Below are 16,903 nucleotides of genomic sequence, written 5' to 3'. Positions count from 1 at the left end.
TAGATTATATTATACTTGTTCTGTATTCAGTAGGTGTCATTCCCGTTGCTTTTCTAAATATCTTACTAAAATAATTAGGATCGTGGTATCCTATTTCATAACATATTGATTTAATACTTATAGTGTTGTCTTTTAAAAGTTCTTTTGATTTCTCTATTCTTAATTCAGTTAAGTAGTCAACAAAATTTTTCCCAATTGTATCTTTGAAAAACTTACTAAAATAATGATAGCTCATATTTAATTCTGTGGCCACATCATCTAAACTTATATCTTTGTTATAATTCTTAGTAATATAATTTATCGCTTCACTAATAATTCCGCTTAATTTGCTATTTTTAAAATTTTCAACATTTGATACAATGGATTTTATATAATTTTTAAAGGTGACTTTTAAACTATTTATATCATTAGATTCAATAATGTTTGTTATATATATTTGTTCAAATATACCATCTTCACTTATATGTGAGTTTATATTTCTTTTTATAGCTATTAATAATTCTAATAATTTTGCCTTTGTTTTATTTATATCATCAGAATAATTTAATGATAACCAATAAAATATTTCATCTAATATATTTAATGCTCCATTTAAATCTCCCATTAATGCTTTTTGAACCAAAGTTTCATCTTTGCTCTTAGGATATATATCTAAATTATTTAAAGATAGTAAAATATCTTCATAATGAGTTACTATTTTATCACTTGAAATTGACGTGGCAATATAGGCTTCATTATAAGACTTCAATAAATTTTCTACCCCATAAGTTCTTCCTATTCCTAATCTATAATTTATATTTACATTCATCTTTATTTTTTTGCTAACCTTATTTGCTATTTCAATAGATAAATCCTTGAGGCTATTATCATCCATAAATTCATCTATAATTACATATGATATTATTCGGTCATTAAGTGGCAAACTTACTATACAGTCAGTTATACTTTTTAAACTCAATGTAAATGTTTCATAAAAATCCTGTTTTTTTAGGTTATCTTTTATCTTGTCTACCTTAACACTTTCATTGTCATCTATATATGCCATTAAAACATATCCCGTATTTAATTTAACACCAAATATATCCTCATAAAATTCTGTATTAGCAATTTCTTCATCATCTATAATTTTTGAATAAATAAATTGATTTTCCATTATAGGTATCACTTTAGTAACTTTTTCTTTCATTATTATCTCTTGTTTAATAATTTCTCTTTCTTTTTGTATTACTTCATTTAATTCGCTTAAAGTTTTTATTATTTTACTTTTAGTTAACGGTTTGAGTATATAATCATGTACCCCTAAATTTATAGCTTCTTTGGCATAGTCAAAATATTCATAAGCTGTAATCATAACAAATTTAGTATTAGTGTTTATATTTTTAATTTGTCTAATTGCTTCTATTCCATTTATCCCCGGCATTTTTATATCCATGAATATAACATCAGGCTTTAATTGAACAGCCTTTTCTATAGCTTCTCTTCCTGATTTGGCAGTACCTACTATTTCTATATCTTCAACATATTTATCTATAATAAGTTTAATAGATTCTATAGATAGATACTCATCATCAGCAATTAAGAGCTTTAGCATCAATAACAGCCCCCTTATCATACGGTATTTTTAGTGTAACATTAGTCCCACTTCCAATTTCACTTTGTATATATACAATATCTTCTGTATTGTATATGTTATAAAATATCTTTAATCTATCTATTACATTTTGCATCCCTATACCAGTAACATGACTCTTAACTTCATTTGAAATTTTATTATTAGAAAGAATGGACTTTATTTGTTCTTCACACATTCCAGACCCATTATCTATTACCTGGATTAAAATATTGTTTTCTTCAATTTTAACAATTAATTTTATTGCTCCATCTCTCTCAAGGTCTTCTAATCCGTGGATATATGCATTTTCTATTATAGGTTGGATTATAGTACACGGAATTTGTATATCTAATATCGATTCATCTATTTCTTTTGTAAATTGAATTCTTTCTCCAAATCTAGTTTTTAGTATATACATATAAGTCGTTGTAATTTCTATTTCATCTCTTATAGTTACAGGTTCATCTATTTTTCTTAGGTTGTACCTAAATAAATCAGAAAATTTTTGTATAAATTCTGAAGTCTTCTCTGCATCTTCTATTAATGCAAGCTGAGATGCTACATTCAATGTATTAAAAAGAAAATGAGGATTTATTTGAGATTGAAGAGACTTTAATTCTGCATCCTTTAATAAGGTTTTAATTTTAAAGTTTTGCATTTCTTGTTCTTTTAATCTTTTTTCTACCTCTACCTGATCTTTTATCTCCTGTATATAATTTTTTATACTTTCTATCATGTTATTAAAAGCTTTTCCTAATATACTTATCTCATCATTTGTATTAACAACTACAGGGTCTATGTTAAGATCTCCCTCTGATACTCTTTTAGCTGCATTAGAAAGTTCTATTATAGGTTTTGTTATACGATATGTTATATAAACAGCTGTTATGGCGCTAAAAATTATAGAAAATAGTATAATAAATATATTTAATAAATTCATAAATTGCATCTTACTATATATAACGTCGTATTCATTTGAACTATCTTCTAGTTTACTGTTTAAAAGATCATTTACATATAGTTTTATATAACTATTTATTTCCTTTGCCCTTGTAAAGTGAGCAATATATTCACTGCTCGTTCTTCCACGTTTTGCTTGTACTGCTTTATCACTTTCAATTAATAAATTACCTATCATACTCCTAATATCTTTTAACATAAGTCTATCAGTATCACTTACAACTTCATTTGATATTTTCAACGAACTTTCTTGTAATCTATTGTATGTTTTATAATAACTTAATAATGATTCCGATGACTTAGTGCTAAGATATGTTTCTACTTGTGTTTCTAGTAAGTCTATATCATTGTTCAAATCATTAAGATATACATAGTCTGAAACTATAGAGTTCAAACTATTAGAGCTATTTACTGCATTCTTATATGAATAAATAGCTGCACCTGAAAATAAAATTAACATTATTAAAAAAAACAAAATAAGCTTTTTTCTTATACCTTTAAAATAAAATAACTCTTTATTCATATATTTAGCCCTCTATTTGATGTCTTTTTTTATTGTCATTTATCCTGTATAAATTATCCTTCGTTATTACTTTTAATCCAGTATCTATTTTACTAGAAACAACTTTATTTTCTTTTATTTCACTTAAAGCCTTTATACTCTCATAGCCCATTTTATAACCGTCACTTACTACAGTCCCATATACTATGTTTTTATCTATGTATCTTAATATCTCATCTGTATCTCCATATCCTATTAATTTTATATCTCCTGCTTTATTAAAATCAACTATAAGTTGCGCACTTCCTAAAGTATCTACTGATGTAGTTGTATAAATTGCATCTATATTTTTATTATCAGTAATTATAGACTGAGTTATTTCTTCAGCACTTAATATCCCCATTTTCGAACTATAAACGTTTTCTAGCTTAATGTCTGGATATCCCTTTATAGCACTTAAAAAACCATTTATTTTTAAATTGTGACTAGTTGAATCGTAATCATTATTTATAATTATAGCTATATTTGCCTTACCACCTGTAGCCCTTGCCATTAGTTTGCCTGCTTCTAATCCAAGCATATAACTATTAGCGCCTATGAAAGATTTTCTATCACTGTTTTCACTATCATTATCTATAGTTACTACAGGTATTTCTTTGCTGTAAGCTGTATTTATTAAATTTGTAAATTCCTCATCGTTATAACCATGTGTTACAATTCCATCTACATTGGAAGTTGTAGCTATATCTAGATACTGAAGCTCTTCTTGCTTATTTGTAAATTTAGGAAACTTAAACTCAACTGCAACGTTATAATCTTTAGCTGCATCTTCTGCCCCCTTTTTTATTTCATTCCAAAAAGGGTCTACTGAGTTTTGCCCTATAAAGTAAAAATGGTATTTTAGGTTTTTGACTGAAGTAAATTGAACTTCTTTATTTAATTTGTACAATGACACACTAAGAATTGTTATTGCAATTAATAATATAATTATTATATTGTCTTTTATCCATTTCATTTGATGACTTTCTCCTCAGGTGGTATTTTAGTTTAATATAATTATAACAAATAATTACATAATTAGTGATTTATTTATATTGCAATAAAAAAGAGCAATTCTGATTTATGCAGAAAAGCTCTCTATCTTTATATAAATTCATATAATTTTAATCATTCTCATCTAACCATTTAGTTAAAACGTCTATATATTTTTCATTTTCTTCAACAAATGGCATATGTCTCGAATATTGGAATAGTTCCCATTTACTATTAGGAATTTTATCATACATAGTTTTTGAAATATATGGTGAACTTAGATCTATCGCTCCGCTAGTTATTAAACAAGGTTCCTGTATTTCATGTAACCTATCTGTAAACTCATATCCAGCAAGAGTACCTGTAGGAGAAAACTCATTATGCCCCCATCCTACAATATATGCTTCAGAACCAGATTTTTTAGGTCTTCTTAAGCATTCTGGAGAATCTTCAGTCACCTTACCTGCAGCGTACATTTCCATAAATTTTTCTAATGCATCATTATACCCCTTACTAGAATAATCTCCAGTATTTACTGCATCAAGTAAAGCCTTTTGATCAGCTTCATTCATATACGATATTCTTCTTTTTTGCTCTTCTTCCCAAAGTTTTGCAGAAGAAAGAGTAGATGAAAGAATATACGATTTGATCCCCTTTGGTTTATGTTCAATAGCATACCAAATAGCCTGCATACCTCCCCAAGACTGACCTAATAGATGAATTTCTTCAAGTCCTAGATATTTTCTTAGTTCAATAAGCTCTTTTATCCAAATGTCAGCGTTAAATAACTCAGGATGGCCTTCCACAAATGAATTCCCACAGCCAATTTGGTCATACATTATTACCTGTCTACCACTTTCAGCTATCTTATCTAATACCTCAAAATAATTATGTGTAGAACCTGGTCCTCCGTGAAGTAATACTAATGGTTTCTTTCCTTGTGTTGCTTCACCTACTATACGGTAATAGGTTTTGAAACCTTCAAAAGGCATATATCCTTCAGTTATTTTCATATTTACCCCTCCAATTATTCCTTAAGAGAATTATATTCAATATGTACTTTAATCTTTATACTCATTACATAAATAGTATAACATAAAATTAACAATCTTTATTGTAAGCAATCACAAAATTAATTAAATATGTGTATTTGGCATTTCTTCAATAAAAAAGGTATTGACTATAAAGTCAATACCTAATTCATGGTTTTAATGGTGGAGGCGAATCGCAGGAATAATACCCACGATTATATATACTATAACATTTCTCTGATTAACCATTTGTCCCCATCGAATTCTACTATATATGTAGCATTAAATTCTTTTACATCTTCTTTACCCTCTTTTATTATACCTATTTTTTCATACACCTTGACTCTACATTCTCTATCATTAATTTCTTCTATATTCTGTACTTTAGCTTCATATAGAGTTTCACTTATTCCTCTCTCATAGTAATCATATATATTTTTTGAATGATCTTTATATAGTTTACCGTTATATACTAAGTGAGGAGTCACTATATAAGCATCGCCACTATTCACTGCTTTTACATAATCATATTCGTAATCTTGTATGAGATTTTTTATTTGATCTTCTATATCTCCTGATCCTCTGTTTGAATCTTCATTTAACGAATCCGTAGATATGTTAGTTTCAGCAGTTCCATTTATTATACTATTTGCCTCTTCTTTAGATATTTTAACTGCTGGACACTCCTCCGCAGCATCAATTACTACAGTTATATTATTCTCATCATCCCTTGCTACACTAATAAGTGAACCTTCATAATCTCCTTGGGCTGTAGCAGAAAAATAATCTTTTTCACTAAAACTTATTTTATAATTAATAACTTCCTTGTTTCCTTCTGAGAAATAACGTATCAGCTTATTAGATCCACTAAATTCTAATATATACTCTCCATCCATTTCTGAGTTTACTTTCCAAAATCCAGCTACTTCATAAGGCTCTAAAGTATTCGAGAACAAAAATTGGTCTTCTAAATATATTTGCGAATAACTTTTAGCATCACTTATCTCTACTTTATCTTGTTTACTTTTTATGTTGTAAGAATGTATTTCTTTATTTTTTGTTACATATGCTACAATTTTAGAATTACTTACATAATTTAGTACTTCAGTAGCTATTTTATCTTTCCCCCTGAATAGCTCATTATCTTTCATAAGATATACTATTTCATTATCATCTACTATACTAATCTTATCAGTATCCATTATATTATTACCTATCTTCACAGCTTCTTTATTATTTTCTTTAGTATAAATATCTCCGTCTTTATTTATATATATAATTCCATTGTCAATAAGTATTATATCTTGTACATCTGATGCTATTGTAGTTGATTTATCTTCATTTATCATCTTTTCACATAAAACATCTTCTGAATTTATATAATAAAATTTATCATCTATTCTTCCATATAACTTAATATCTGAAGCAATTTTAGATTTGTCATCTTTTTTAGGATATATATATAATTCTCCCTTTTCACCATTATAGTCATTTAGATAAGTAATGCTATCATCATCATAGAAGCCCACTGAGTAAATATCGATAGCACCTGAATTTATCTTGATTTTTTCATCAGAACCTATATTTTTTGTATATAATATCTCGTCATTAGTTAAAAAGGCAACCTTTTCTCCACTATCAGATATTATAAACGACTGTACATCACTTGATATTTTATTTTTCTCTCCTTTATTATCATATACATATAATTCATTTTCTAAATTTAAATAATATAAATAATTACCAGTATTATCTACCTCATAATAATAAACACTACTTGCAACTTTTTCCTTATCTTTATTTGGATACTTTATATATAGTGATTCATCTGATGTTATATATGCTATTGTTTCATTATTTGAAGATACTTCATATGGAGTAGTATCTGTTTCTGAAATGGATAATATCTCCATTAAGTCAGTTCCTATTTTTTCTTTATCTCCATCGCTAGAATATTTGTATAAATTATTCTCTTTATCTTGCATAATTATAGAATTATCACCTTCTAAGTACTCTCGAATAGAATCTCTATATATGCCTGATGCTATTTTTTCCTCATCTTTTCCTTCATATTTTATATAAACATCTGAGGTATAATAGGTATCATCTTCACCACTAACATCCTTCAACATTACAAAAGTATTATCTGCACCCTTTACTTGACTATCATTTCCTTTAGTATTTGAACATCCTGCAAGTAGCATTGTACAAATTAATGGTATAAAAACGTATTTTTTTAACATATTTGATTTCTCCCTTCTAGTATTAAATCCCATATCTATCTTATACTATACACATTGTAAAAATTTGTAAAAACTTGTCTAAACTTTTATTTTTTCTCTCTGTACATCAATATGCAAATCGTAAGCTATTTTATCATCAATCAAAGAAAAAACCACGTTGAATATCACTTCAACGTGGTCTTTATATACTAAAACTTCCTTAACATAGTCACCTATAAATTTTTTGCATTCGGGTAAGTTTCTAGTCATTACAAAATCTTTAAACTTAGAAAACATTACTCTTATTTGTTCTTCTGTTATACTTACTGTATCTATACTATCATTTTCTATCTTTAGTTCATTTAATTTTACACTCAGGTTAACCTTTACTTGCTCTAATTCATCTAACTTGTCTTTCAGCATATTATTGACAATTCCATTCATTATAGCATTTAATATATTACCTACCTCTTTGTTGACCTTCTCTAGCTGTAATTCTAAGCTCTTTAGCATCTCATTATTATTTTTATTTTTTGATTTTAACCTTTCATTTAGATCTTTGCTTAATAAAGGTATTGCCTCATCATTAAGTACATGCTTTTCAAGTTCAGTTAAAATGAACTCTTCCAAGTAGTTTCTATTTATCTCTCTGTTATTGCAATCTCTTTTTTGTTTTCTACACCCACACCTATATGAGATATAGTCATTTTCATATTTATCTTTTCTCTTATTACCTTGCATAGAATGTCCACATTCACCACATCTTATTATTCCTGTTAATAGATACAATGTCGTAGCCTTATGTGCTCCAGGTGCTTTCTTTCTCTTATTTAACATTTCTTGTGCTTGTTCAAATGTTTCCTTATCTATTATAGCAGGCATTCCCCCTTCTACCTTTATTATTTCTTCTTCAGTTTTGGTCTTATGACTATTTCTTTTCCCCCCTACTCCTTTTCTTTGAGCTTTGTTAAACACATAAACGCCTGTATATTTTTCATTATTCAATATACCATTTAAACTATTCTTCCCAAACTTATTGCCTATTTTAGTTTTGTATCCTAGGTCATTTAGTTCATCAATTATCTTGCTATATGGATATCCACTAATGTATCTATCAAATATAAGTTTAATTGCTTGCGCTTCTTGTTCATTTATTATATATGTCTTATCATAAGCTAAATCATATCCTAAAGGAGGTAGTCCTCCAGTATGTTTACATTGGAGAGCAGTCTCTTTCATTCCTTTCATCACTTCTCTAGCAAGATTTGCTGAGTAGTACTGAGCCATCCCTTCAATGACTGATTCCAGTATTACAGATTCAGGGCTATCATCTAAGTTTTCTAGCACACTTACTACTCTAGCTCCATTAGCTCTTAGCTTATTTTTATATACCGCTGAATCGTATTTATCTCTAGAAAAACGATCTAGCTTGTGTACCAAAACCATTTGAACTGTTCCTGATTCACAGTACTTTATCATCTTTTGAAACTCTGGTCTTTTATCAGATGTGGCAGATTTAGCCCTGTCTGTAAATACTTTTTCAATTGATATCTTATTCTTCTTAGCATACTCTTCTATAGCTCTTATTTGAGCATCTATTGATTCATCTCTTTGATTATCTGAACTAAATCTTGCGTATACTACTGCTTTTACTTGTGCCATAACCTTACCCCTCCCTTAGTTTTTAGCATTTTAAAGGAATTGCATATTTTCTTACAATCCCTTAGATTCAATTAATTTGCTTCGTCAAGTATCTTGATTAGTACTTCTATTAAGCCTTTGCTAATATATGTTTTACCCTTTACTGCTTCCCCTATATTTTCTTCCTTCTTTGCTGACTTAGAATATAAGCTTTTCCGACTGATATTGACTCTATATTCTGGTTTCATAATTATATCCTTCCTATATATAATATATATTTGTAAGCTAAGTTTCTTCGAATTAGGTATCTATTGATACTACACTCTATTTTTTTAATTGATTCTATATATACAACTTGTCTATGATTTCATATTCAACGGGAAAATGGGGTTTCCCGTTTTCCCGTATTATTTTCACTTAGCATCTCAAACAAATTATTTTTAAGATACTTGTGTAAGCTTCTCTAGTATATTTACTAGATACTTTACTGCTGTGTCAGACTCCAAAGTATTAGCTATATTACTTATCTCTTCTATATTTAGTGAATCTATAATTGCATCTCTTTTTTCTAATCGGCTTAGCCAATGATAATATTCCGCCTCTTCTTCATAACTTTGGTCATTAAATATTGTCATATCTTCATTTTCGATATCTTGTCTATATTCAAGTTCTGCATTAACTCTACAATCTTCAAATATTGCATATTCATAATCATACTTGTTATATTCCATCTTTATTACCCCCTAAGTATTTTATATTTAATATGAAAACTGCCTTTTTTCTTATAACACTTACTTACCTTTTTATCCGCTATTATTTAGGTATTTTTATAACATATACCTTAGTTCGCACGCCTACATCAGTCTTTCTTTCTCTTGTATATCTATCTGCTTCACAATCCAATTCTCCAGTAGATTTAAGTTCTTTTAGAACTGTTCTGCTAGACTCGAATCCACCTTCTTTAATCATATTGTCAAAATGATCCGTTAGAATCTCTAATTCTATATGTTCATCTTTTTCAATTAACCTTCCCCATGAATTCGTTGAATTATATTTTGGGGTTGGAGAATGTCCTCTTAATCTAGCAATCTGAGTAAACTTGCTTTTATTTGAACTTACATATTGTATTATGTAATCCATAGCAGATTTATTAAAGTTTCTATTTTTAATTGATTCTTTTTCTACATCAATCAATATATCTAATATTTCATTTCTTTGCATTTTTACACCAACTAGCTCTTCAAATAATTTCATTGTAGTTAGTAATATTGCAAGTTTTTTTATTCTTCTATCTGTAAAATTATCTTTAACTTGTTCTCTATCAAATGCAATATTCAGCATTCCTTTATGTCTTTCATATAACTCTTTTATATGTTTTCTTCCTTTTTCAATTACTAGTTGTGCAAATTCTATTCCAAGGTGTCCGTAATTTTCTAGAATTACTTGATTTATCTTTTCTGCATTTTTAGCATCTTTAGTCCACGTTAGGTTGCTTATTTCAATTACTCTTATCTGTATACCTGCATTTTTATTAGCAGATTCTATCAACGATCTTTCCCCTGTAGACAATATCGTTGTCAGCCATGAATCTTTTTGACTCAATTCTGAATCCTTATTTAGCCTGGCCTTATCTGTACCATTAGCAAACTTATATATGGTATCTGTAAAGTTATTTATTTTAGAGATGGATATTTCATCAAATGCAAAAGGAACCCCCTCTATACCTGTTAATTGCTTTATCAAAGCATTACCAGTTGCATTATATGTTGAAAACAAGCCATCTTTTTTAACATCAGGGTAACCAAACAACGATATAGCTAGCTTTACAGCCGTAGATTTCCCTGTAGTTGAATTTCCTTCTAGATGCACAATTGTTGTGTCTAGACCAAGTTCTTCACCTATATATCCTAATATTACAGATGACAATCCTAATATTATAGCAAACTCAAGTGGTGCATGGCCTAAAACCTCTTCATTAAACATCTGAATCCACTTATCTCTTTCGCCCTTAGGCTTCATCTCCATGTTTCCACTATACTTTGAATCAATTCCTACACAGTTGTATAGTTTATATATTTCTTTCCCTTTGTAATTGTCAAATCCAAGTCTTGAATGACAAAACTCTTTATTTGCACGATCTTCTTCATTTCTTAAATGTTGCGTTATTATATTTGAATTATTTTTCATAATATCTAATCCATATTTCTGAAATCGCATAAGATTAGTAGGATTCAAATATTCATCTCTTTCAAGTTCTAACTCATTTTCAGAATTAATTCCTATATATTTAATTTTAGCTTTAACTTCGTTTGTATCTATATTTGTTCTAATAGAAGATATCCAAATTTTATTGGATACCTTCTCTTGTTTGCCTTCATTACTTACATATATCCCATCATTATTTAATAATATATTGGGATATGGAACTTTTATAATATTGCTCTGTGACATACCAATCGCCCCCTTTTTAATAGTTACATATAATAGAAATTCATACCTTCATTATCTGAATAACCCACATTACCTAATCCATGTAAATCTAAATCATCCAAATCTAAATACTCATCGTCATCAATATATAAGCAATATTCTTCTGGCTCATAAGGTATTATATTTTCTATAGCCAAGACACCACTTTTGCCTTTTTTTACACTGATAATAATTTTTTCACCAATCACGTCGTCATAACAATATATAGCATCTATTAATTGGTTCACTAACTTACTATCTTGATGAATATCAAAGCTTCCTATATAGTTATAGTCAACACTCACTAATGAAAGTTTTATCACTTTCGTACCATCTTCCATCATTAAATCATTAATATCTAGTATTATCCCTATTTTAAAACTTGAACAGCAACTCATACTTTACTCCTCCTTGAATATTAAATTTAGTATTTCTTTAAAAAAGCTTTGTGCCCCCTTTTTGTGTTTTATTATCTTTTGCAAATACTAGTATAACTTTTTTTGTTTTAATCGATAATAGGACATTGCTTTTGAGAAAAAAAATGCCCCTAAACGCGTAAAGCCTAGTTATTTCAATGCTTTAAATGCCTTTTTTTACTTTATAAACTATTAAACACAAAAAAAATAACTCATTTTAGAGTTATTTTTTTTCGTCATTTTCTATGAAAATATTTATTTCTGTATTTTTTATTCTTTGATTGAATGAAGTACCTTTTAAAAGATTATCAATTTCTTCCTTACTCATATATGTTTTTTTATCTTTAACATTATATTTATTTTTACAATCCTCTTCATATATATTAATAGCTTCAATAATATTTTTTAAATCACCTAGTTTATCTTTATCATCTGCTTTATCAATATTAATATCTGATAATATATTGGATACTTCATTTAATTCATTCAATAAATCTTCTATTTTTTGCTTATATATTAGTAATAATGCAGTACTTTCCATAGGGCTTATCCATTTAATCGGATCTTGGTATTTTAAGCCATCTGTATATTTACTTTTTTCTAGATCTTTTAATGATCCTGTTACGCCACTTTGTAAACTTCCTCTTATATCTTTAAAAGGCTTTGCTATAGATTTACATACTGATCTATATATAGCTTCGCTCATGTTTTTATATAAATATTGATTATTATTCAAAAATGCCCCTACTTTTTCCTCAATTTTTTTAGGATCATAATAAAACTCTTTTATCAATATCGAAAACATTTCTATAAAAAATTCTTCTTTCAGTTTTTCAATTTTTTTATCATTCTCATGTTCATTATATTTGTTTTTTTCTATTTTTCTCAGCATTTTTAAGTATGCAGATGTTGAGTATTCTCTTAACCAAAGTTTAATTATTTCTTTTTCATCATTTGGAATATAATATTCTACGGGCTTCTTTTTTACATCTTTTCCAACTTTTCTTTCGACTTCATATTTTTTTTTATCAATTCCTAATAGATTTATTATACTCTTAAAATTCTCACGTTTATTCTTTATATAATTGATTTCATAATTCACATAAGCTTTACTAAATTCTTCTTCATATAATTCTTTTGCTAATTCAGCAAAGACAATACAATTCTTTTTTTTCATAGTAATTTTACCTCCTAATACTTGTTTCTTATACTCATGTAACTATTATATTTCTTTTATACATAAAAATCTAATATTGAAATATATTTTTTGTACTAAGAAGCATATATAACTTTTATAAAGTAATATTAATTAGTATTACATTAAACCCTAGATAGCCTGGTTTTTATAATTTAATCTACGACCTTCTTCAACGCTTGTCGAAAACTATTATCTAAAACATCCGATTTTATTCCTTTAAGAATTAGCTCTAACAATTTCTCCTCACTTAAATCTACAGGTCTAGCTATTAGTTTTTGTGGCCTATCTAAACAATCTTTATAAAGGCATAGTCTTATTTCTTCTCTATCAAGAGATTTTACATATATTCTTTCTAATGCGAAGGTTTCGCCCCCATCTTCTACAGTCACACTTTTCATTATTTTGCAATACTTTGTCTCCTTCTCACACAAATCCGTTTTAGTAGTTTTTCTCATATTATATTCTCCTTATCTTATTTATATTTACTAGGTATTAAGTCCCAGAGTTTATTCTTATCTACTCCACTATACGTAGATACTTTTGTGACAGCTTCTCTAGCTTTTATGCCACTAATTATTAAATCTATTATTTCTGCAATTAGTTGTAATATTTTGGTCATAATTATCTATCCTTTCTATATATGAATATATAATTGTAACTATCAGTTGTAGGGGTTAGCTTTACTGCATAGTCTGCTTCTTCCATAGATATATACAACGTCTTTTCAAAAGAATAACCTTGTCCACCAACTATGGAGACAAGGTTTTTAAAATTTTTTATTATATCAAACTGTATGATATTAACTTCTTCTTGTATCTTCTTTAAGGATATATCCCCTGTCTTATCTAACTCATATATAAGATCTGATGGAAAAAATTTATTTGAAGGTCTTTGTAAACTATCGTAAAAATCAAAACGTAAATTTCCTAACCACTTATCTTTGCTTATCTCAAACAATTGTTCCTGTACTAACTTGTATTTCATATGTTATCTCTCCTATTCTATTTAGTATTCTTCTGCCAATAGCATTGTTGAATGTGAAACTTCATCTATTACAAATATCTTCATATCTCTTTTTATATCTTTGCTTTTTACTATTATTATTTGTTTATATTCTGGTATCTCTTGATTATGTTGTATTTCAATTACCCCTAACTCTCTATCTTTTATTGATAGCTTAAATACTTGCAAATAGTCCAACTCTATAGGAGATTTCCTTATACTATCTATTTCAGACCACATTAATATCTGAATATCTATAGGAACTTAATCCACTATTCCTTTTGTAGAATATCTATTTTCCTCATTAAACATGTGTATCACTCCTTTTAGTTTTAGTACTTATTTAGACTCTTACTTACCTGTTATCATATATAGAGATATATCAAAAAGACCTAGTTTTTTACAAAACTAAGCCTTCTCTTGTGTTGTTATATCTTATTGTGTTCTTTAAAACTATAGAATAAGTCATTGCTTCCCACTATTATATGGTCAACTACTGGTATACCAAGAACCTCACCGCATTCCTTTAATCTTAATGTCATATCTTCATCTTCTCTACTAGGATTACAATCGCCTGTTGGATGATTATGGAAACAAATTATACTCGATGCATTACTTAATACAGCCACTTTAAATATTTCTCTTGGATGAACTATTGTCGCACTTAGATGTCCAATACTAGCTGTTTGAATACTAACAGGTTGTTTTTTTACATCCAAGCATAGTACTAAGAATTTCTCTCTATCACTATCTTTCAAGAAATTTTTTACCAAATTATAGGCTTCAGTTGGATTATTTATTCGTCTATTTGCATATAGAAACGATTTTTCTCTTACTATTTTTAAGGATACAATATCAACTCTTTTAGCTGATATTTTCTTTTGTTTTTCCATATTAATCCTCCTATATTTTCAACTAAATAAAAATAAACATCCATACATAATCGTACAGATGCCTATCGTAGTAATTCATCAGTTACTTCATTTTTAGATATTACGATAATACTATAATCAGAAGATAGTAAATACAAGGCATTGCTGTATATTTGGTCTTCTCTTGTTGATATCTTGTCAACATATTCTGGTAATATGCCTTTTATAATATTCTCTTTTAGATAGATTGCTTCTTCTACATCCTCAACTATACACACATATCCCCCTAAATCTCTACTAACATCTCTATCTTCACCATAATTCTCATTTAATATTTGAATAGATTCATCCACAATATTCATAACCTCTTTAGGATACTCTCTAATAAGATTTATATCTTTCTTTCTCCATAGATTTAACATACTTTCACATCCTCCTTATTTTTAAGTACTAAAAAAGGAATATTGCTCTTTTGCAATATCCCTTAAAGTTTATATGTACCTATAGAAATTATCTATCTAGCATAGATATTCTTCATTTATATAATATATATTTATTTTTTTAATTGTTACATTAGATAGCTTTTGCTTTAACGTATTATTAAACACTAATCAGATTTTACCTTAAATAGTATTACTTTTGTTGTTAGTGCGCTGATAAATTTTGTAGTTAGTTCATTGAATATTTTGCAGTTAGCTAGGTTATCACTTATTCTTCCCACTGAATACCTATTTCTTCAAATGATACTCTACTTTCATTTAACCCCTCTTCATCATCACTCTCAATCAAACTAATCTCCTCTATTGAAAGAGTTAAGACTGAATATGGATTATTTACTTTACGTTTATATACAGATTTTAGCAAATCACATTGCTGCTTTGACATATTATAATATTCTTTCCAAGCTTCTATTGCTTCATCCAAATCCATAACTTGTCTTGCCAAAAGAAATCCACCATTTCCAATCATTTCATTGCAGGTATCTGTAGAAAAAAGTTTGTTGTTTTCTCCCCAAAAAGCAGTTGTAATAGCAAGTATTACCCTTCCGTTCACGTTTTTTAGTAAGTATTAAAGTGCCTCAACTTCGGCTAATTCAAGATTATCTTGAGAAGCACCTTGAAAATATTTATGTACTTCAGAAAAATTGCTTGTAGAAATTCGCGCACTGTTATAGTCTCGGAAAAACTACGCAATTAGTAGTCTTGCAAAAAATATTCACCAACAAAATTTACTATAAATATGATCAGCTTTCCCTTTAGAAATTGTTGCACTTCTAAGTCTATTATACTTACCGATTTATAACCTATTGTATATGTATTGTTATTTCTATTTAAAAACAAGGCTACCTCACAAGAGATAACCTTGTTAATTCTTATTTTTATTCAATGTATATTTTCTACATCTCTTCTGAATCCCATGCTAATTCAAACTTAAAACCCGTTAGACTACTTTCTAGAACTTTATTTCTAAACTCATCAGATACAAATGCTCTTCTTCTAGGTTCGTCTATAATTTTAAAAATATGCTTTTCTTTTACAGATTCCTTTATAAATACATATTTTTCGAATCTCATAATTCGGCCTGAACTTTTAAAACTTATATATTCTGATTTATCATAGTCTATGCAATCTAAAATATTAATCACATTTATAGCAAAGAATTCTCCTTTATTACAATTTAAAGATAAAATTTCTACACTATCATTGATAAAAGCATCTAGCACTTCTAGTGCTTTCTTATTAAATACCGGAATACCAGGTATCAAACTCAAACATGTTACATCACTTAATGGTTTACGTCCATATATCTTTACATTCATAGGTTGCCATATGTTAGATTTACTATTACCATTGAATTCAAGACTTTCCAAATCTTCTTCGTCTTGAACTATTAAATTATTATACTCATCTACTTCAAAATCTAAATGCCAAATTTTCACTCTCTTA

The 16,903-nt window shown here is 28.0% G+C and carries 19 protein-coding genes; all 19 read right to left on the bottom strand.

The genetic code is table 11. The features are described from left to right. Nucleotides 1–4: 4 nt before the first annotated feature. On the bottom strand, nt 5–1,591 hold the full coding sequence (locus tag BS62_RS04100) for a response regulator transcription factor (protein WP_496489976.1): 1,587 nt from the start codon (nt 1,589–1,591) through the stop codon (nt 5–7). Next, nucleotides 1,569–3,095, bottom strand: a complete 1,527-nt coding sequence (locus BS62_RS04095; protein WP_496489975.1) for a sensor histidine kinase — start codon at nt 3,093–3,095, stop codon at nt 1,569–1,571. Before BS62_RS04095 ends, BS62_RS04100 begins: the two co-directional genes overlap by 23 nt. Nucleotides 3,096–3,099: 4 nt before the next feature. Then, nucleotides 3,100–4,089: a substrate-binding domain-containing protein gene (locus BS62_RS04090; protein WP_496489974.1), complete on the bottom strand. Its 990-nt coding sequence runs from the start codon at nt 4,087–4,089 to the stop codon at nt 3,100–3,102. 148 nt (nt 4,090–4,237) lie between these two features. After that, the gene (gene pepI / locus BS62_RS04085) at nt 4,238–5,119 is read right to left on the bottom strand and encodes a proline iminopeptidase (protein ID WP_496489973.1); all 882 of its coding nucleotides are present in this window, start codon (nt 5,117–5,119) and stop codon (nt 4,238–4,240) included. A gap of 242 nt (nt 5,120–5,361) precedes the next feature. After that, entirely contained in the window at nt 5,362–7,380 is a 2,019-nt protein-coding gene (locus tag BS62_RS04080) for a TcaA NTF2-like domain-containing protein (RefSeq protein ID WP_496489972.1), read from the bottom strand. 78 nt (nt 7,381–7,458) lie between these two features. Further along, the gene (locus BS62_RS04075) at nt 7,459–9,021 is read right to left on the bottom strand and encodes a recombinase family protein (protein WP_496489971.1); all 1,563 of its coding nucleotides are present in this window, start codon (nt 9,019–9,021) and stop codon (nt 7,459–7,461) included. Between the two features lie 71 nt (nt 9,022–9,092). Beyond that, a complete protein-coding gene (locus BS62_RS04070; RefSeq protein ID WP_496489970.1) occupies nt 9,093–9,248 on the bottom strand; it encodes a hypothetical protein in 156 nt (51 codons plus the stop codon). 192 nt (nt 9,249–9,440) lie between these two features. Then, the gene (locus BS62_RS04065) at nt 9,441–9,731 is read right to left on the bottom strand and encodes a hypothetical protein (RefSeq protein ID WP_496489969.1); all 291 of its coding nucleotides are present in this window, start codon (nt 9,729–9,731) and stop codon (nt 9,441–9,443) included. 82 nt (nt 9,732–9,813) lie between these two features. Beyond that, nucleotides 9,814–11,451, bottom strand: a complete 1,638-nt coding sequence (locus tag BS62_RS04060; RefSeq protein ID WP_496489968.1) for a DUF927 domain-containing protein — start codon at nt 11,449–11,451, stop codon at nt 9,814–9,816. Between the two features lie 23 nt (nt 11,452–11,474). Next, a complete protein-coding gene (locus tag BS62_RS04055; RefSeq protein WP_496489967.1) occupies nt 11,475–11,867 on the bottom strand; it encodes a hypothetical protein in 393 nt (130 codons plus the stop codon). 241 nt (nt 11,868–12,108) lie between these two features. Next, the gene (locus tag BS62_RS04050) at nt 12,109–13,062 is read right to left on the bottom strand and encodes a hypothetical protein (protein ID WP_496489966.1); all 954 of its coding nucleotides are present in this window, start codon (nt 13,060–13,062) and stop codon (nt 12,109–12,111) included. A 173-nt stretch (nt 13,063–13,235) separates the two neighbouring features. Next, nucleotides 13,236–13,538: a hypothetical protein gene (locus BS62_RS04045; RefSeq protein ID WP_496489965.1), complete on the bottom strand. Its 303-nt coding sequence runs from the start codon at nt 13,536–13,538 to the stop codon at nt 13,236–13,238. A 17-nt stretch (nt 13,539–13,555) separates the two neighbouring features. After that, on the bottom strand, nt 13,556–13,702 hold the full coding sequence (locus tag BS62_RS04040; protein ID WP_496489964.1) for a hypothetical protein: 147 nt from the start codon (nt 13,700–13,702) through the stop codon (nt 13,556–13,558). Nucleotides 13,703–13,704: 2 nt separating this feature from the next. Further along, entirely contained in the window at nt 13,705–14,067 is a 363-nt protein-coding gene (locus BS62_RS04035; RefSeq protein ID WP_496489963.1) for a hypothetical protein, read from the bottom strand. Nucleotides 14,068–14,088: 21 nt separating this feature from the next. Further along, nucleotides 14,089–14,337, bottom strand: coding sequence for a DUF960 family protein (locus tag BS62_RS04030; RefSeq protein WP_496489987.1), 249 nt, complete (start codon nt 14,335–14,337; stop codon nt 14,089–14,091). A gap of 176 nt (nt 14,338–14,513) precedes the next feature. Next, the gene (locus BS62_RS04025) at nt 14,514–14,978 is read right to left on the bottom strand and encodes a JAB domain-containing protein (protein WP_496489962.1); all 465 of its coding nucleotides are present in this window, start codon (nt 14,976–14,978) and stop codon (nt 14,514–14,516) included. Between the two features lie 62 nt (nt 14,979–15,040). Then, nucleotides 15,041–15,379, bottom strand: a complete 339-nt coding sequence (locus tag BS62_RS04020) for a hypothetical protein (RefSeq protein WP_496489961.1) — start codon at nt 15,377–15,379, stop codon at nt 15,041–15,043. A 286-nt stretch (nt 15,380–15,665) separates the two neighbouring features. Next, complete coding sequence (locus tag BS62_RS04015; protein ID WP_496489960.1) at nt 15,666–15,902, bottom strand: hypothetical protein; 237 nt, start codon at nt 15,900–15,902, stop codon at nt 15,666–15,668. Nucleotides 15,903–16,353: 451 nt separating this feature from the next. Beyond that, entirely contained in the window at nt 16,354–16,896 is a 543-nt protein-coding gene (locus BS62_RS04010; protein ID WP_496489959.1) for an imm11 family protein, read from the bottom strand. Between the last annotated feature and the right edge of the window lie 7 nt (nt 16,897–16,903).

Source organism: Sporacetigenium mesophilum DSM 16796 (assembly GCF_059569055.1).
The sequence above is the reverse complement of the archived record's forward strand: the minus strand, read 5'-3'. Positions and strand labels throughout refer to the sequence as shown.